The 18,078-nt window shown below is 52.7% G+C and carries 20 protein-coding genes; 5 read left to right on the forward strand and 15 right to left on the reverse strand.

Annotated elements, in window-relative coordinates; genetic code table 11:
* The first annotated feature begins 134 nt into the window (after positions 1 to 134).
* Positions 135 to 671 (forward strand): hypoxanthine phosphoribosyltransferase, encoded by a 537-nt coding sequence (gene hpt / locus AX755_RS07475; protein WP_013095614.1) that lies wholly within the window; start codon positions 135 to 137, stop codon positions 669 to 671.
* 60 nt (positions 672 to 731) lie between these two features.
* Here hpt and can read toward each other — a convergent pair whose 3' ends face one another.
* Positions 732 to 1,394 (reverse strand): carbonate dehydratase, encoded by a 663-nt coding sequence (gene can, locus AX755_RS07480; protein WP_013095615.1) that lies wholly within the window; start codon positions 1,392 to 1,394, stop codon positions 732 to 734.
* A gap of 107 nt (positions 1,395 to 1,501) precedes the next feature.
* Between can and AX755_RS07485 the strand changes: the two genes are divergently transcribed.
* The 4 genes from AX755_RS07485 to AX755_RS07500 all read left to right on the forward strand — a co-directional run bounded on the left by AX755_RS07485 (position 1,502) and on the right by AX755_RS07500 (position 5,051).
* Positions 1,502 to 2,428 carry an ABC transporter ATP-binding protein gene (locus AX755_RS07485; protein WP_013095616.1) on the forward strand — a complete coding sequence of 309 codons (927 nt, stop codon included), beginning with the start codon at positions 1,502 to 1,504 and terminating at the stop codon, positions 2,426 to 2,428.
* Positions 2,425 to 3,195, forward strand: a complete 771-nt coding sequence (locus tag AX755_RS07490) for an ABC transporter permease (protein ID WP_013095617.1) — start codon at positions 2,425 to 2,427, stop codon at positions 3,193 to 3,195. Before AX755_RS07485 ends, AX755_RS07490 begins: the two co-directional genes overlap by 4 nt.
* Positions 3,196 to 3,299: 104 nt before the next feature.
* Positions 3,300 to 3,740: a PTS sugar transporter subunit IIA gene (locus tag AX755_RS07495; protein ID WP_013095618.1), complete on the forward strand. Its 441-nt coding sequence runs from the start codon at positions 3,300 to 3,302 to the stop codon at positions 3,738 to 3,740.
* A 63-nt stretch (positions 3,741 to 3,803) separates the two neighbouring features.
* A complete protein-coding gene (locus tag AX755_RS07500; RefSeq protein WP_062856564.1) occupies positions 3,804 to 5,051 on the forward strand; it encodes a polysaccharide deacetylase family protein in 1,248 nt (415 codons plus the stop codon).
* A gap of 1 nt (position 5,052) precedes the next feature.
* On the opposite strand, the gene AX755_RS07505 is transcribed toward AX755_RS07500, so the two are convergent.
* From AX755_RS07505 to dksA, 14 genes are all read right to left on the reverse strand, one after another.
* Complete coding sequence (locus AX755_RS07505; RefSeq protein WP_062856547.1) at positions 5,053 to 6,126, reverse strand: fimbrial protein StkG; 1,074 nt, start codon at positions 6,124 to 6,126, stop codon at positions 5,053 to 5,055.
* Between the two features lie 24 nt (positions 6,127 to 6,150).
* Entirely contained in the window at positions 6,151 to 6,786 is a 636-nt protein-coding gene (locus AX755_RS07510) for a fimbrial-like protein (RefSeq protein ID WP_224085116.1), read from the reverse strand.
* Positions 6,786 to 7,328, reverse strand: coding sequence for a fimbrial protein (locus AX755_RS07515; RefSeq protein WP_013095622.1), 543 nt, complete (start codon positions 7,326 to 7,328; stop codon positions 6,786 to 6,788). Before AX755_RS07515 ends, AX755_RS07510 begins: the two co-directional genes overlap by 1 nt.
* Before the next feature lie 24 nt (positions 7,329 to 7,352).
* Positions 7,353 to 7,931: a fimbrial protein gene (locus AX755_RS07520; RefSeq protein WP_062856549.1), complete on the reverse strand. Its 579-nt coding sequence runs from the start codon at positions 7,929 to 7,931 to the stop codon at positions 7,353 to 7,355.
* Positions 7,932 to 7,944: 13 nt separating this feature from the next.
* Positions 7,945 to 10,524, reverse strand: coding sequence for an outer membrane usher protein (locus tag AX755_RS07525; RefSeq protein WP_062856550.1), 2,580 nt, complete (start codon positions 10,522 to 10,524; stop codon positions 7,945 to 7,947).
* A 65-nt stretch (positions 10,525 to 10,589) separates the two neighbouring features.
* Positions 10,590 to 11,327 carry a fimbrial chaperone gene (locus AX755_RS07530; protein WP_013095625.1) on the reverse strand — a complete coding sequence of 246 codons (738 nt, stop codon included), beginning with the start codon at positions 11,325 to 11,327 and terminating at the stop codon, positions 10,590 to 10,592.
* A gap of 62 nt (positions 11,328 to 11,389) precedes the next feature.
* Entirely contained in the window at positions 11,390 to 11,977 is a 588-nt protein-coding gene (locus tag AX755_RS07535; protein ID WP_062856551.1) for a fimbrial protein, read from the reverse strand.
* 396 nt (positions 11,978 to 12,373) lie between these two features.
* On the reverse strand, positions 12,374 to 12,754 hold the full coding sequence (gene panD / locus AX755_RS07540; protein ID WP_003856284.1) for an aspartate 1-decarboxylase: 381 nt from the start codon (positions 12,752 to 12,754) through the stop codon (positions 12,374 to 12,376).
* 56 nt (positions 12,755 to 12,810) lie between these two features.
* Positions 12,811 to 13,662 (reverse strand): pantoate--beta-alanine ligase, encoded by an 852-nt coding sequence (gene panC, locus AX755_RS07545; RefSeq protein ID WP_062856552.1) that lies wholly within the window; start codon positions 13,660 to 13,662, stop codon positions 12,811 to 12,813.
* A gap of 11 nt (positions 13,663 to 13,673) precedes the next feature.
* On the reverse strand, positions 13,674 to 14,465 hold the full coding sequence (gene panB / locus AX755_RS07550; protein WP_038418704.1) for a 3-methyl-2-oxobutanoate hydroxymethyltransferase: 792 nt from the start codon (positions 14,463 to 14,465) through the stop codon (positions 13,674 to 13,676).
* Between the two features lie 122 nt (positions 14,466 to 14,587).
* A complete protein-coding gene (gene folK, locus AX755_RS07555; RefSeq protein ID WP_047352019.1) occupies positions 14,588 to 15,067 on the reverse strand; it encodes a 2-amino-4-hydroxy-6-hydroxymethyldihydropteridine diphosphokinase in 480 nt (159 codons plus the stop codon).
* Positions 15,064 to 16,461, reverse strand: a complete 1,398-nt coding sequence (gene pcnB, locus AX755_RS07560) for a polynucleotide adenylyltransferase PcnB (RefSeq protein WP_073971421.1) — start codon at positions 16,459 to 16,461, stop codon at positions 15,064 to 15,066. The genes folK and pcnB overlap by 4 nt, the downstream gene beginning before the upstream one ends.
* A gap of 42 nt (positions 16,462 to 16,503) precedes the next feature.
* A complete protein-coding gene (gene gluQRS, locus AX755_RS07565) occupies positions 16,504 to 17,394 on the reverse strand; it encodes a tRNA glutamyl-Q(34) synthetase GluQRS (RefSeq protein ID WP_029883633.1) in 891 nt (296 codons plus the stop codon).
* 59 nt (positions 17,395 to 17,453) lie between these two features.
* Positions 17,454 to 17,909: an RNA polymerase-binding protein DksA gene (gene dksA, locus AX755_RS07570; protein WP_013095632.1), complete on the reverse strand. Its 456-nt coding sequence runs from the start codon at positions 17,907 to 17,909 to the stop codon at positions 17,454 to 17,456.
* Between the last annotated feature and the right edge of the window lie 169 nt (positions 17,910 to 18,078).

Raw genomic sequence — 18,078 nt, forward strand, 5'->3', positions numbered from 1 at the left:
TCACAATATTTGCTTTTTATAACTCATACGCCAGGCTTAGCCATTTGCTGATATAATGGCTGGCTTGCGTATCGATGCCGGAATAACATTCATCCGCATTGAGAGATTTTCATTAAAATCATATGGTTAGTAATATGAAACATACTGTTGAAGTGATGATCCCGGAAGCCGAGATCAAAGCGCGTATCGCCGAACTGGGTCGTCAAATCACCGAACATTACAAGGACAGCGGCAGCGAAATGGTGCTGGTTGGTCTGTTGCGTGGCTCTTTCATGTTCATGGCAGACCTGTGCCGTGAAGTGCAGGTTTCACATGAGGTCGATTTTATGACCGCCTCCAGCTACGGCAGCGGCATGTCCACAACCCGTGATGTGAAAATCCTGAAAGATCTGGATGAAGATATTCGTGGCAAAGATGTGTTGATCGTCGAAGACATCATCGACTCCGGTAACACGCTTTCTAAAGTGCGCGAGATCCTGAGCCTGCGTGAGCCGAAATCCCTGGCCATCTGTACTCTGCTGGATAAACCAGACCGCCGTGAAGTGCAGGTGCCGGTGGAGTTTGTTGGTTTCTCTATTCCGGACGAGTTCGTCGTCGGTTACGGTATTGACTACGCGCAGCGTTATCGCCATCTGCCGTATGTTGGGAAAGTGGTATTGCTGGACGAGTAATTGCGGCCTGATGCCTTCACCCCGTCCCTCTCCCACAGGGAGAGGGCGAAAATCCCCGCTTTATTTATGGTTCACATGCTTAAGCTTGAGGTTGGCAATGCCCGAACGGTAACGCTGCTCCAGCGTTTCGCGGTTGGTGGCGGTCACTTCCAGATTGCGCAGCAGGCCGTCGTGAATGCCGTACGCCCAGCCGTGGATAGAGACCTTCTGCCCGCGCTTCCACGCTGACTGCATGATCGTTGAATGACCCAGGTTATACACCTGCTCCATCACGTTCAGTTCACACAGCGTGTCCATCCGGCGCTCCTGCGGCATTTCACCCAGCAGTGAGCTATGTTTGAACCAGATATCGCGGATGTGCAGCAGCCAGTTATCGATGAGCCCCAGTTCCGGGTTTTCCACAGCGGCTTGCACACCGCCGCAGCCGTAGTGACCGCAAATAATGATGTGCTCGACCTCCAGGACGTCTACGGCGTACTGAACGACAGACAGGCAGTTGAGATCGGTATGAATCACCAGGTTGGCAACGTTACGGTGAACAAACAGTTCGCCGGGCTCAAGGCCCGTCAGTCGCTCAGCCGGAACACGGCTGTCGGAACATCCAATCCAGAGAAAGCGTGGATTCTGCGCTTGCGCGAGCTTTCCAAAAAAACCGGGGTCTTCCTCCACCAGCATTTTTGACCATAGTGCATTGTTGCTGATGAGTGTATCTATGTTGTTCATGGAGGTTAGCGACCTGTAACCAAGTGATTGCGTTGCGCTACTATAGGGTAACCCGACTTTTAATGAAACCACACAACGTGTGTCAGAACCTAAGGTAAGTTTAATTCATGGCGATTGCACTGGAGCTTGAGCAGCTTAAAAAAACCTATCCGGGCGGCGTTCAGGCGCTACGCGGGATAGATCTCAAAGTAGAAGCGGGGGATTTCTATGCGCTTCTGGGGCCGAACGGCGCGGGGAAATCGACGACCATCGGCATTATCAGCTCGCTGGTCAATAAGACCTCTGGCCGGGTCTGCGTGTTTGGCTACGATCTGCAAAAAGATGTAGTCAACGCCAAACGTCAGCTCGGTCTGGTACCGCAGGAGTTCAACTTCAACCCGTTTGAGACGGTGCAGCAGATCGTCGTCAACCAGGCGGGCTACTACGGCGTTGAGCGAAAAGAAGCGTTAGCTCGCAGCGAAAAGTACCTGAAGCAGCTTGATCTATGGGAAAAACGTAACGAACGTGCGCGTATGTTGTCTGGCGGCATGAAGCGCCGTCTGATGATTGCCCGTGCGCTGATGCATGAGCCAAAACTGTTGATCCTCGACGAGCCCACCGCCGGGGTAGATATTGAGCTTCGTCGCTCAATGTGGGGGTTCCTGAAAGATCTCAACGACAAAGGCACCACCATTATTCTGACGACGCACTACCTTGAAGAAGCGGAAATGCTGTGCCGCAACATCGGCATCATTCAGAACGGCGAGCTGGTGGAAAACACCTCAATGAAGGATCTGCTCTCGAAGCTCAAATCAGAAACGTTCATTCTGGATCTGGCGGCAAAAAGCGCGCTGCCGAAGCTTGAAGGGTACCAGTATCGCCTGGTCGACACCTCCACGCTGGAGGTGGAAGTATTGCGGGAGCAGGGCATTAACAGCGTCTTCTCCCAGTTGAGTGCTCAGGGCATTCAGGTTTTAAGTATGCGTAACAAAGCGAACCGACTGGAAGAGCTGTTTGTCTCTCTGGTGCAGGATAAACAAGGAGACAAGGCATGACGCATCTTTATTGGGTCGCGCTGAAAAGCATCTGGGCGAAAGAGATTAACCGCTTTATGCGCATCTGGGTACAAACCCTGGTGCCGCCGGTGATCACCATGACGCTCTATTTCATCATCTTCGGTAATCTGATTGGTTCCCGCATTGGTGAGATGCATGGCTTTACCTATATGCAGTTTATCGTTCCGGGTTTGATCATGATGGCGGTGATCACCAACGCCTATGCCAACGTGGCTTCGTCTTTCTTTAGCGCTAAGTTCCAGCGCAACATTGAGGAGCTGCTTGTGGCACCGGTGCCAACGCATGTGATCATCGCGGGTTACGTCGGCGGTGGTGTGGCGCGCGGCCTGTGCGTCGGGATCCTGGTGACGGCTATCTCCTTGTTCTTCGTGCCGTTCCAGGTGCACTCCTGGCTGTTCGTGGGGCTGACGCTGCTGTTGACGGCGATCCTGTTTTCGCTTGCCGGTCTGCTGAACGCGGTGTTTGCCAAAACGTTTGACGATATCAGCCTGATCCCGACCTTTGTGCTGACGCCGCTGACCTATCTGGGTGGGGTGTTTTATTCCCTGACGCTGCTGCCGCCGTTCTGGCAGGCGTTGTCGCACCTGAACCCGATTGTCTACATGATCAGCGGTTTCCGCTTCGGCTTCCTCGGCATTACTGATGTACCGCTGTTCACTACCGTTGCGGTGCTGGTGGTGTTTATCGTCGCCTTCTACCTGCTGTGCTGGTACTTAATCCAGCGCGGACGCGGACTGCGCAGCTAACCTTCCGCCCGGTGACTTTCTGGTTGCCGGGCCTTTTCTTTGACTGTTATCACCGTAAGCTAATCTTCACTTCGCTAAACTACTCGCCTGCTAAGGAGAGAGTTATGCTGGGATGGGTCATTACCTGCCACGATGAACAGGCGCAGGAGATGTTGATAAAGCTTGAAGCCAGGTTTGGTCCACTGGCGCAATGTCGCGCGGTGAATTACTGGCAAGGGCTGAGCACCAATATGCTGAGCCGGATGATGTGCGATGCCCTGCATGAAACCGACACTGGCGAAGGCGTTATCTTTCTCACCGATAAATCTGGCGCAGCGCCGTATCGCGCGGCCGCTCTGTTGAGCCACAAACACGACTGCTGCGAAGTGATCTCCGGTATTGATCTTCCCCTGCTTGAGTTAATGTATCCGCGGCGTGAATTATTAAGCAGCGCAGAGTTTCGCGATGCCATCGTGGCGCAGGGTGAGCCGGGCGTCAGCAGCCTGTGGCATCAACAGCAGAAAAATCCCCCCTTCGTTCTTCTTCACGACCTGTATAAGAATTAAACATTGGTATTGATGGTGCATTTGTTACAATGGCACCAGTTTATTCGTACCGATATCACATACATGTTCACGCGTATTTTATTCCTGTGCCTGCTGGTTCTCTCTGGCGGGGCATCAGCCAGTTTATTAAGTCAGCAAGGTCTTCCAGCCCAGTACATGCAAACCACTGAAGATGCGGCTATCTGGGCGCAGGTGGGAAACGAGGTCGTTAACGTCGGCCATGTCAGAGCCGGACAGATCCTTGCCGTTGTGCCTACCGCTGCGGATTATTACGAGTTTCGCTTCGGCTTCGGGACTGGATTTATCGATAAAGGCCATCTGGAGCAGGTGCAGGGAAAGCAGCGCGTTGAGGACAGCCTTGGCGATCTTAATAAGCCGCTCAGTAATCAAAACCTGATCACCTGGAAAGACACGCCGGTGTACAACGCGCCGTCCAGCGGCAGTGCGCTATTCGGTACGCTGAGCGCCAATCTGCGGTATCCGGTTTTAAGTAAACTCAAAGACCGCTTAAACCAGACGTGGTACCAAATCCGTATCGGCAACCGACTGGCATGGATCAGCAGCCTGGACGCGCAGGAAGATAATGGCCTCCCGGTGCTGACCTACCATCATATTCTGCGTGATGAAGAGAACACGCGCTTCCGGCATACCTCTACCACCACCAGCGTGCGCGCGTTCAATAACCAGATGGCCTGGCTGCGTGACCAGGGGTATACCACCCTGACGATGTATCAGTTGGAAGGGTATGTACGTAACAAACTGAACCTGCCGGCCAAATCGGTGGTGATTACGTTTGATGACGGGCTAAAGTCCGTAAGCCGCTATGCTTACCCGATTCTGAAAGAGTACGGGTTTAACGCCACGGCGTTTATCATCTCATCCCGCATTAAGCGGCATCCGCAGAAGTGGGATCCGAAATCACTGCAGTTTATGAGCGTTCAGGAATTGAAGGGCATCCAGGACGTGTTTGACATTCAGTCCCACACGCACTTCCTGCATCGCGTGGATGGTTACAAGCATCCGATTCTACTGAGCCGCAGCTACCACGTGATTTTGTTTGATTTCGAACGCTCGCGCCGGGCGCTGGCGCAGTTTAACCCGCGCGTGCTGTATCTCTCTTATCCGTTTGGTGGCTATGACAATAAAGCCATAAAAGCCGCGAATGACGCCGGTTTTCACCTCGCAGTGACAACGGTAAAAGGGAAGGTCAAGCCGGGGGATAATCCGTTCTTACTGAAACGCCTGTACATCTTAAGAACGGATTCGCTGGAGACCATGTCGCGGCTGATCAGCAACCAGCCGCAGGGGTAAGCTATTCGTAGGTAAACTGCAGGGTGCCGATGGCGCTGAACGTGCCTGAAGTGACTTTTTCTGTATCAGACTTAACTAACCGGGCCGTAAGTAACAAGCTGAATAGGGCAAGGGTAGTGTTCTCTTGTGCGGTAAAGCTGCTAGTTGAATTAGGCACTATCTGCCTGTTGTTCGGCCACTTCAGTAACACGCCCACGCCTTTTGCCGCGTTCGACGATGCGGTGTTGGCGAGTAATGAGCCATCAGTTCCGGTTGTTTTACTGGTGGTCAACTTCACGGTGACTTTACGGGTGTTGGTGCAATTCCCTGTCACCCCAAAATTGGCGTTTATGGTTTTATCGTTCTCGATATCGGATACACCATAATCCCCCAGGTCAACGGTTTTAGGAGCCGTAAGGGTGCAGGTCGGTATTTCTATAGGGGTTTTAAATGCCATGTCGGCGATGCTGATGGTTGTGCCTGGATGGTCATCATTAGGCGCATAGGGATCGCCGATACCAAAGTCTCCGATAGTCCCTCCGACAGGGCCAACGGAGACCACCTCTGCGGGAACCCCGGCAAAGCTGGGAAGCTGATAAAACTCGACCGCGGCCTCCCAGGTTTGGTATCGCAATAATTCATCTTGATCTTCCATATGCAACGTCAGATACCAGGTTGTGCTGGGGGCAAAATAGGCCGTAACTCCCGTACCTTTTGTGCGAAACGCCAGTGCATAAGCAATGCCGGTCACATTGGTTTTGAATAAGGCTTTTCCGTCAATGCTGCCAACCTGCAGGTTAGCCCGTGTTGCGGTGAAGATGTTTTCTCCATCATCTCCACCTGAGCATATGCTCATTAACCGGGGGGTTAGGCTTAAGGGATAGAGTGAGCTGATTTTTGTGGGAGTGGTGACGGCATCAACGGCTCTCAGCGTTGGTTTTCCGCCTGTGAAATCGCCAACCGAACGTGGCTTAGCACTACCAACCTGACACTCCTCGGCTGCATGGGCGTAAAAGGCGCTCATGGTTAAGCACATAAATAAAATAATAAAACCGTAAAAATATGGGGAAACAGTTATCCCAGGACGCTGTGCCATAGTTATTCCTTTTAGCGTTGCCTGTTAGCGATATGTCACGCTGACTAATGCGCGCGCGGTCACTTTTCCTGCGCTGACCGGGCCGTAATTTTGGTAGCGGGCGTAAAAGTTATACGCTTTCAAATAGCTTTGTTGGTCTGATGGGGTCGCTATTTTGACCTCCACATCAGACTGCCCCTCGCTGTCGAGGACATTTTGATTATTGGATTCAGAAAAAATTACAATCCCCACGTTTTCAGCGCCGCCAGCAAGGGCGGATGTTTCATTACTGAATATCTGTTTTGAAATCCCATCAATGTGGGCAGACTGCGGTTTAAAGGTAAAGTGCAGCGCTTGCCCGGATCCCGCTTCATCCCCGCTGCAGTCCACAACCTGAATCATAAAGCGTGTTCCTCCCGCGGGGTCTGCTGGTTGAAGTCGATCGGTGCCCTCCGCGGTGTAAAACCACGGTTTCCCCACCGTTGGCAGCGTTACGTTTCCACTTTCTGGAATACTGACCTGGCACGTATTGTTGATAATGTTTGCCGTCATATCCATTTCCAGGCTGGAGGCAAAACCCGCTGCGGGAAACCCCAGGCAGAGGGCCAGCCATGACATCGCATTTCTTAAGATTAAGCGGGACTGGCACATCCTGTTTAAGCTACCTGTCTGAATAAACATTATTGATAGGTCACGGTAAACGTCACGGGCGCATTGACCGAACCTGTCGTCACGTCCGAAATTGTTTTACCTTTTGCAATGACGATGCGCGCATCCATCTCAAAATTCCCCGTCCCGTTAGACAGGTTGATGACAGACGTCGGGACAGTGGCGCAGTTCAATATGGAGCCTGAGTCGACAGAGCCTTTCCAGATTTCAAAACCGACGTTATGCCCGGCTGCATACGCGTTACCGGTACACGACCCGCCTGCACCCGGCATGGCCTGAATGGCGGCGTTTTTTACCCCGGCACAGTTCGTGAAGGCGATTTTGAAGGTTTCTCGTCGGCTCTGGCTCACCAGGTCAGACTTAAACACATCGCCAAACGGCAAAATGTCAATGGGGGCTCCGCTGGCGTTTTGAATCTCCGCGTTACAGGTCCCGGCCTCAATGGTGGATGTAAACGTTGCCTGCACGCTCGTCGTCCCCGTAATCGCACTTAACGCAACGGAAGGCAGGGTGGCAGTCATTGCAAGCACCAGTAATGTCATTTTCATTTTCATATCAACGCTCCGCATTGCTGCCAGTTATTCATAGGTGAAATTAAACGTAGCGATACCGCTAAAATTGCCGGTCGTGCCCTGGCCGTTTGCGGTTTCCACCAGCGTTGCCAGAAGTGAAACTTCGCCAGCACTTATCTCTCCGCTCGACCAGACGAGGCGCTGTGTATCGGTGGATGAATTAATGACGAAGGGGGTATTCGGGGTGGCGGTACGGGAAATCGCCACGCCAATATTTTCCGCACTGCCGTCGCCGGAAAGTGAGTTCTTAATGGCCGTCGTCAGCGGGCTGGCGCTACCGCTGATGGTGGTTTTCAGCGATGCCAGACTCGGCGGGCATGAGACCATTTTGAGTTTAAAGTTGGTCGTGGCTTTGGCATTTTTCAGGATGATGTAATCCAGGCGCACCTTGCCGTTAGTCCCAATGGGGATAACGTTGCTGGTGCCATCACCGCTGCCGCCTTCGATTTTCATATCGCAGGTGGTGTCACGGATATTCGCGGTAAAAGTAATATCGAGATTATCGGCGTGTGTTCCCAGCGACAGTGCCATTAGCCCCGTGCTTAAAATAACTAACCCTGTTTTTTTCCAGGCTCTAAAAAGCATGTTTTAACTCCCTTTATAAGGCTGTGACGCGGCAGGTCTGGCCCGTCAGCAGCGTTGTCGGTCCAATCTTTTTCGCATCCGGTGGGATGTGGTAGGAGACGGTACAGGATGTGCCGGGCTCATTTCCCCAGACGATGTTTAACGTCCCTTTATCTTCAATTCCGCGGATCCAGGCCTGCCCGGCCTGACCCACGCTACCCACGGATACGCCCTGGTCGGTTTGCACATCGGCGCCTAACGGGATAAACCCGCCATCGTCACGCATCAGTTCCATTAACACTGAGCGCCCCTGATCGGTTTCAAAGTTAACAAGCACAACGGCACCGCTACGGGGGATGGTGGTGGAGCGGGTATTTTTCACTTCCACGTCAGAGTGCATTTCGCTGATATCAAGACCAACGCTGTTTTCACGGTAGGCGGACAGATAGGGCATAAGGGCATAGCCTGAGGCGCCGATTTCACCGTTTCCGATAGAGACGCGGGCGCCTTCTGCCCCCTCAGCTTTAATTAAGGCAAGCGTATCGCTTTCACTGATGCTGCCTGGAGCAAGTGTTACGCCACCCGAGTGCAGAACCATTCCGCCGCTATAGCTGGCAGAATATTGTCGTGTACCGTCATCTGAGGCGGAGACGGAAAGGCTTAGCGGTCCATGCGGGCCGTTGTAACTGCCGTACCCGCTTAACTGATTTAACGTATCGTCGTAACGCGTGGTGCTTTCGGTAATGCTGTAACTGAAGCGGTTATCTTCGGTGTTGCCGTTGGCGCTGGCGTTAAAGCTACTGCCGCCTTTTAAATCGCTGCCGATGCCCGTCGTGAGTGAGGAGAATCCACCCGCTCGCTTGCTGTTACCCATCAGCGTGTCGAATGGAATCGTGAGGTTCAGATAGACGCTGTCATCTTTTTCCCCAAACTCATTGTAGGTGCGCTGCACGGTGAGGCTATAACTTCCCCAGCTTAGCGAATGACTGTGGCCAACCGAGTATTGCGCGGACGAACTGCTTTCATTCCAGTAGTCCTGCCAGGTTGAGTTGACATACAGCGATCCCAAATCAAGATCGGCAATATTCAGCGGTTGGCTGATATTCACCTGGATCTGGTTTTTCATGCGCTGGAAGGTCTGATACACGTCGCTGTTGTTACGTTCCGGGTTACGCTCCCTGTCACGGTATTTGATCTCATTGGTCAACGAGGCCGCATCGTTCAGGCTGAGATAGTCAGACGTCGAAAACCGGTAGGCGGCGACGTTGAAAGAGGTATTCGTGGCTTCCATGAGTTTGCTGTAGGAGATGCGATAACTTTCGCCCGTGAGATGTCGTAAGCCGTCGATCCGGGCATCCGAATGCGTGACATCAAGGGCGAATGCGCCAGCTCCGGTATTCATGGCAATACCCAACAATGCGGCGTAGAAATCGCTATCGGTATATTCCAGGCCCGCATACCCCGTGAAGGTATTGGTTAAGCCATAGTAGCCCGTCGCATATCCCACCTTTGGTTTGTCACGCAGGCTGTCGTCACGCAGTTCACCCACGCCGACATCCCATCGGGAGTAGCCAGGACGAAGCATTTGCGCGACGGAAGAATAGGCGACTGAGAAGGAACGTTTGCTCCCATCCGTCTCTTCTACCGTGACGATGAGATCGCTACCGTATCCTGTTGTACTGAGATCGGTGATTTCAAACGGTCCTGGGGGGACGGAGGTTTCGTAAATCGTATTGCCGCTTTGGGCGATCGTGACTTTGGCGTTGCTGTTTGCAACCCCTCGGATCACCGGCGCATAGGTCGATATACCATTTGGAAGCATACGGTCATCGTTATATAAACGCGCCCCGCGCAGGCTAATGGAATCGAAGGCGTCGCCACGGGTATAGGAATCGCCGGCGATAAACTGCGCTTTCAACGGCGTGATATCACGCTGAAGATAGATATCCTGGCTGGCGTAATGGGTACCGGAATCCTGATCCCAGTTCAGGTTGCCTCGCGCGCGAAGTCGCCATGGCCCCAGGTTTGCCCCATAGCGCAGACCTGCATAGGCCGTATCAGTGCTGGAATCCGGCATGTCTGCGTGCCAGCCGTTAAGATCCCATGAAAGCATGGCCACCGGGATCCCGTCTTCCCACAGTGAAGGATCGACAAATCCCGCAGGACGCTGAATGACGAAAGCCTGAGGAATGGAAAGGTCTAACTCCTGTGTGGAGGGATCGTAAGCCACGCGCGAGCCGGGATAGGCGTTTGGCATAGAGACACAGGTGTCAGCGGAATCCTCCTCAGGGTGTTTCAGTTGCTCGGTGGTGACATTTGCCTGCGTGAGTAGTTTCGGGGTGATGCAGGGAGTGGCGCGCGGTGTGCCATTCTCCTTAAACAGAAGATCCGTGGTCACGGAAGGTTTCCCGTTAACGATCATCTTCACCTTATAGGTTCCGGCAATAACAGGATTGCCTTTTGAAAAACGACTGATATCAATGGATGCACCAGTGTTATAAAGAAACTGCTCGTTAAACTGCACGTCTTCTTCGTTATTATTTTCAGCAGCAAATGCACATAACGGCAATACCGCACTTATCGATAAACATAGTAGCGAACGTCTAAAGTGCATGATGAACTCTGTCCCAGGGCAACGCTAATTATAGTTTTTGTGAATGTTCTGAAGCTGACAGGGAATCAATGCGGTATAGACTCATACTTATCAATTCCACCAAAATCATTAATGGCTTGCCAGGTTATTTTGCTATTTCCGGATGAGGTGTAATTTTTCACATTCATCGTCTGGCTTGAGAACGGTTCAATATAATGCGTTTCGATCTCGTAACTTTTACCGCCTGAAATAAGCGCCGCACTTGCCAGCGACACATAATAAGGCGAGTCATTTTTCGCACTTAAAACGATTTTTTGCCCTTGTCGGGTTTGGGACCACTTAAGATTTTTGGCCGCGTCTGTCGGTTCCCCTTTTAACCCAGTGGGACGGAAAAAGAGTTTAATACGGGTGCGGAAAGCAAGCTGAAGCATACTTTGGTTATCGCTCTCCTTAGCCTTCGGCGGAACTTCCAGAACGTTAAACCAGAACAGCGACTCTTTATCTTTTGGCAATGCCTGACCCAGCCAGGTGATTCTGACGGTTTGCCCTTTTTGCGGTTCAACACGCGAAACGGGCGGCGTCACAATAAAAGGCAGTTTAAGTTCCTGAGGGTTAGTGGTATCTCTTCCATCATCGAGCCAGGTCTGTACCAGCAGAGGCCGGGTGCCACGGTTATCCATAGACACCGTTACGTCTTTTGCCGATTCAGGATAAATGACACGGGTGCCGGAAATCACAATATCGGCACTGGCGTTGAGAGCAAACACGCTCATCGAGGCCAGCAGCAGGGCTTTTAATCCGCTCTTAATATTCAGTACGTACATGTAAACTCTCAATAAATACGCAAAAATGTGCCCAGCAGGGCACATTAACGGGAGGGATAAAATTATTCGTAGCTCATGGTGAAGTACGCGTTGGCGCTGACTTTACCTGACTGCACTGGGTTCGTGTCTTTCACCCAGTTGGAACCCGGAACGTATGCAACGCGATAGAACAGCTTGCCGGAACCGGCGGTGAGATTGGCTTTCTGCGTATTATTAGCAGGCTGGCCGACCATAATACGAGAAGATTCGGTAGGGGCATTATTATACAAGGCAAGTGCAACGTTGGTTGCTGCGCCTGCTACGTTGGCGTCAGGTTCAATAGTACCGTTTGCAATGGCACCCATATTTTTTGACATAAAGCTTGCTGAAGCAGTCTTTAATGTTCCTGGGCAGTTGGTGAGCAGCAGTTCAAAATTCTTAGAGCCGACACCGGTATCGACGGTGGTTGATTCAACATCAGATTTTTTAACAACCGGTAAGGTAATAGTAATATTATTTTGTGATTCGCCATTGGCGGTGGAAATATTACACGTTGTGTCTGTTACCGCACCGTCAAAGGTGATTAAACCGAGATCGGTGTCTGCTATTGCTGAAAAAGAACCCATTGCAAACAAAGTTACAACTGAAGCTAATAACGTTTTTTTTAACATAATTTAAATTCCATTTAAAAACATTGTGCAGATTTAATTTAAGCAAAATGATGATAGGGATCTATGAATGGGTTGGGTATTTAAAATTGCTAAAAGCCATTATTAGAAAAATTGAATGTTTGATAAGTTATTGAAAATGATCTTTAAATTTGTTTTGAATGAACGGAGAGAGACGATTTTTATTGCGGCCAAATTATATTGCATTGTTTAGATTATAAATGGCAAAGATCATTCCTTTAATTATATCATTCAGAAAAATGTTTTTTTTCACATAAGAGAAATGCTAAGAGAGGAAAAAATAGGGACAATAAATGAGGGAGAGGCTATTTATACAAAACGAATGATGTTTTCTTTACCTTGGAGGAGCGGAACCTGAAGGCTCCGCTCCTGGCGGCATCAGGCAACCTGTACCGGAATCGCCTTTGCGGTGCGTTTCATCTCGTTGTCGCCTTCAAAATAGGCGACTTTAGGCTGCCAGCGGCGCGCCTCTTCGTCGGACATCATGACGAAGCTCGCGATGATGACAATATCCCCTACGTCTGCACAGTGCGCGGCGGCACCGTTAACGGAGATGATCTTAGACCCGCGCTCTGCGGCAATCGCGTAGGTGGAGAAGCGTTTGCCATTGTTCACGTTCCAGATATCAATCGCTTCGTTTTCAAGAATACCCGCCGCGTCGAGAAAATCCTGATCGATCGCGCAGGAGCCTTCATAGTGCAGGTCGGCCTGCGTGACTTTCACACGGTGAAGCTTACCTTGCAGCATTTTGCGAATCATTACGTGTACCTTTAATCATGCGTTAACCCCTCCTGTAAGAGGGGAGGGTAAGAAGGTTATGCCAGTTCAACCACTTTGTTGTCGATAAGGCGCGCCTGGCCGAGCCATGCAGCCACCAGAATAACCGCGCGCTTGCTGACGTCGGTTAACTCAAGCAGCGTGTCAGCATCACGGATTTGAATATCGTCAGCGCGGAAGCCTTTATCGTTCAGCGCTTGTTCAGCCAGGGCCACGATCTCTTCAGCGGTCAGCTCTTTCGCCAACAGTTGCTCTGCCATGCTATTCATGACTTTGCTTAATCCTGGGGCAATCTTACGCTGGTCAGCGGTCAGATAACCGTTACGGGAGCTGAGCGCCAGACCGTCTTTGGCGCGTACAATCGGCACGCCCACGATCTCGATATCATAACCCATGTCGGCAACCATCTTACGGATCAGCGCCAGCTGCTGGAAATCTTTCTCACCAAAGCAGGCAACGTCCGGCTGCACCAGATTGAACAGCTTGCTGACGATGGTGGATACGCCGCGGAAGTGGCCTGGACGGCTGGCCCCTTCGAGCATGGTCGAAATGCCCGGGACATCAACGTACGTGGACTCTTCCGTACCCTGAGGGTAGACATCTGCGGGTGCCGGCGCAAAGACGAAGTCCGCATGGCGCTTTTTCAGCTTCTCGCAATCTTCCTGCAGCGTACGAGGATAGCGCGCCAGGTCGTCCGCGCGGTCAAACTGCATCGGATTAACGAAGATACTGACCACCACGATATCTGCACGGGCTTTCGCTTCGTCGACCAGTTTCATATGGCCGTCATGCAGGTTACCCATGGTCGGGACCAGTGCGATACGTTTACCTTCCTGTCGTGCACGGCGAATATGCTGGCGAAGCAGCGGCAGGGTTTCAATGATTAGCACAACGAGACTCCTTAATGGAAACTGTGTTCTTCACCCGGGTAAACACCGGATTCGACGTCGGCAATATACTGCCTGACCGCGGCGCGCATGTCGCCCGCTTCAGTAAGGAAATTTTTGGCGAATTTCGGGATATGGCCGCCGGTGATGCCAAAGGCGTCGTGCATCACCAGAATCTGACCGTCGGTCACGTTGCCAGCCCCAATCCCGATGACCGGAATAGACAGCGCGTCGGTGATGCGTTTTGCCAGCTCAACCGGTACACATTCCAGCACCAGCAGCTGTGCGCCCGCCGCTTCCAGCGCGAGGGCATCGTCAAACAGCGTCTGCGCGGCATCACCGCGACCCTGCACCTTGTAACCGCCAAAGATATTGACGGACTGTGGTGTGAGGCCCAAATGTCCGCACACCGGCACGGCGCGCTCGGTAAGCATTCTTACCGTCTCCACCAGCCAGGCGCCGCCTTCGATTTTAACCATATTGGCACCGGCGCGCATCACGGCCGCCGCATTGTCGAAAGCCTGCTCCGGCGTGGCGTAGGCCATAAACGGCAGATCGGAAAGCAGAAGGCAGGCAGGTGCACCACGGCGCACGGCTCGGGTGTGGTAAGCAATATCCTCGACCGTGACCGGCAGGGTAGAGTCATGTCCTTGTACCGTCATCCCTAACGAGTCCCCGACCAGCATGACGTTGATCCCCTCTTCGGCAAACAGTTTGGCGAAGCTGTAGTCATATGCGGTGATGGTGGCGAAGCGTCTCTTTTCCTGTTTGCATTTCTGCAGTAAGGAGATGGTGGTTGGTTTCATACTGTTTCCTGATAACCCAAAGCGAATCTTTGCGCATTCTAACAGTAACATTCGAGGGAACAATGATTTTAGGTCGTCTATTAGCCACAATTATTTTGTGGCTAATGCGCGGGGGCACAGGCTTACCAGCGAGCGGGTTTTTCTGCGTGGAGGTTGTCCAGGATCTCCCTGAGCGGGATGCCGTCCGGGAAGGTGAGATCGGGGGCGACTTCAAACAGCGGCCAGAGCATAAATCCGCGATTTTTCATGTCGTAATGCGGCACCGTCAGGCGTGAAGTGTTAATCACCTCATTACCAAACAGCATGATGTCGAGGTCAAGGGTACGTGGCCCCCAGCGCTCTGCTTTACGCACGCGACCCTGTTGCAGCTCAATGCGCTGGGTGTTATCCAGCAACGTTTCGGCATCCAGCGCGGTGTCCAGCACCACGGCGGCATTCAGGTAATCAGGCTGATCCTGCGGGCCGAGCGGCGGTGTACGGTAAAACGAGGAGATCGCCACAATGCGGCTCTGGGGGATCTCACCCAGCGCCTGAACGGCAGCATTAACCTGCTCCAGAGGAGAGGCCAGATTGCTGCCGATAGCGATATACGCGAGGGTCATGCCGTGCCTTCGCGACGCGGTGCGCGCTTGCGCGGACGACGGTGACGACGACGCGGCACCGGCTCTTCATCAAGGCCAGTGAGCATGTCTTTCTGCTCCGGCGGTGCGGAGACCTGGAACTCGGCCCACCACTGCGCCAGACGCTGCAGCTCCTGGTTGCGTTCAATTTCAGCACGCAGAGAGAGCAGATCAAAGGCCGCGCGGAACTTAGGATGCTCCATCAGCTTCCAGGCGCGTTTGCCCTGACGACGGGACATACGCAGCTGAAGCTGCCAGATATCGCGCACCAGCGTGGTAATACGTTTCGGAATGGCCAGCGTACGGCAGCCTTCGTCCAGCACGTCGTTTGCCGCCAGGGCAAAAGCGTCATAATAGGCGAGGCCGCTCTCCTGGGTAATGCGCTGAGCGGTTTCCAGCAGCGGATACCAGAACATCGCCGCAAACAGGAACGCCGGGTTCACGCGCATATCGTTGCGGATACGGGTGTCGGTATTCTTCAGCACCTGTGCAATCATGCGTTCCATTGGGCTGTCACCATTTTCGGTGAAGTAGCGGGTAATGGACGGGAATAACGGCTGGAAAAGGTTGTATTCGCGCAGCAGGTTATAGGTGGCAAATCCGTGACCAGCTTGCAGCAGTTTGAGCGCTTCTTCGAACAGGCGGGCAGGCGGTACGTCATTGATAAGCGTCGCCAGACGCGGGATCGGCTCTGCCGTCTCCGGGCTGATGCGCATATCCAGCTTGGCGGCGAAACGCACGGCGCGCAGCATACGCACCGGATCTTCGCGATACCGGGTTTCCGGCGTGCCGATCAGGCGAATCAGGCCCTCTTTCAGATCCTGCATGCCGCCGACGTAATCACGCACGGTGAAATCCGCCACGCTGTAGTAAAGGCTGTTGATGGTGAAATCGCGACGCTGGGCATCTTCTTCGATCGAACCGAAGATGTTGTCGCGCAGCAGCATACCGTTCTGGCCGCGCTGGGAAGTTGTGCGATCGGATGCGCCCGCTTCGTGGTGACCACGGAACGTCGCCACCTCAATAATTTCCGGCCCAAACATGACGTGTGCCAGACGGAAACGGCGACCAACGAGACGGCAATTGCGGAATAATTTACGCACCTGTTCGGGCGTGGCGCTGGTCGTCACGTCGAAATCTTTGGTTTTTTTGCCCAGCAGTAAATCACGTACTCCACCGCCAACGAGATAGGCCTCGTAGCCCGCTTTATTCAGACGATAGAGCACCTTGAGGGCATTTTCACTGATATCTTTGCGGGAAATATTGTGCTGCTCACGCGGGATAACCGACATCTGTGGTTGCGCAATAGCGTCATTCGCCATGCTCTCTTCGCGGCTTAGCACTTTACGGCAAAAATTAGCGACTCGGGTAAAAATGGTACACCTCGTAGTGTGTTTTGTTATGAAAAAAGCGGCTAATCATAGCTCAGCGCAACGCATTTGAGAATGCTGGATTTTTGGCACGCTCGTGAGCGACCAGGTGGCAACGGCCTGTTTCAGCAATTCGTCAATGGAAAGATCCTGCCATTCGTTGGTTACATTCTGGTTGAGAAATCGTAACGCGTCGATCAAAACGGGGCGCGGATCGCCCTCTGGCAGGGCGGGGGCGTGGTTTTGCTTCGACAGCTTATCGCCCCGCTCGTTGACGGCCAGCGGCAGATGAATGTAATCCGGCGCCGTCCAGCCAAACTGGTGATACAACGCTATTTGCCGCACCGTAGGTTCAACCAGATCGGCTCCGCGCACAATTTCGGTAACGCCCTGAAAGTGGTCATCCACCACCACCGCCAGGTTATAGGCAAACAGCCCGTCACGGCGGTGGATAATAAAATCCTCTCGCGCCAGCCGTTCATCCGCATGAATGTCGCCAGAGAGCAGGTCGTTAAAGTGGAGCACAGGGGCACGCTGGATCAGACGAACGGCGGCGTTTTCCGGGCCGTGGTTGAGCGTGCGGCAGTGGCCGTCATAGACGCCCCCCACGCTCTGTATGCGCGCGCGGGTACAGGTGCAGTTATATGAGAGCCCTTGCTCAGCGAGCCAGGCCAGACGTTCCCGGTAGGCGTCGTGACGTGTTGATTGCCAGACAACTTCGCCGTCCCAGTGAAGACCGTAATGTTCCAGCTGACGCAGAATGGTGTCTGCTGCACCGGGAACTTCACGTGGAGGATCAATATCTTCAATGCGGACGAGCCATTTACCCAGGCGTGCGCGAGCCTGCAGGTAGCTGCCGAGAGCGGCAATTAACGAGCCGAAATGTAATTCACCGGAGGGGGATGGCGCGAAGCGCCCGATATAGTGAGATTCAGACATATCAACAGTAATAAGGCGGGAGAGACTCCCGCCTTTGGAGTGGGTAAACAGGACCGGGATTAACCCGCCATCTGTTTTTCGCGGATTTCTGCCAGCGTTTTACAGTCGATGCACAGATCGGCGGTCGGACGCGCTTCCAGGCGACGAATGCCAATTTCAACACCACAGGATTCGCAGTAGCCAAAATCTTCGTCCTCGACCTTCTTCAGCGTTTTTTCGATCTTTTTGATCAGTTTGCGCTCGCGGTCACGGTTACGCAGTTCAAGGCTGAACTCTTCTTCCTGAGCGGCACGGTCTACCGGATCCGGGAAGTTAGCCGCTTCATCCTGCATATGACTAACGGTGCGATCGACTTCATCCCTGAGTTGATTACGCCATGCTTCAAGAATACGCTTGAAGTGCGACAGCTGGGCTTCATTCATATACTCTTCGCCCGGTTTCTCTTGATACGGCTCCACCCCAGCGATGGCGAGAATACTCAGGGACGATGTTTTACGGTTTTGCCCTTCTTGCATGTTGCTTCTCCTTAACACGCACTATCGATCCCCGTGTTGGGGGAAAAATCAGGTCGCTATAAATAGCAGATGCTTTTCCGTATGGCAATTATCTAAACGTAACACTTGACAAGCCTGTGAGGAAAAGCGTATTTGCGCACGCGGCCAGAACACTTATTCATCAATCGTC

It is taken from the genome of Enterobacter sp. SENG-6, from assembly GCF_001605945.1.
Taxonomy (GTDB): domain Bacteria; phylum Pseudomonadota; class Gammaproteobacteria; order Enterobacterales; family Enterobacteriaceae; genus Enterobacter; species Enterobacter cloacae.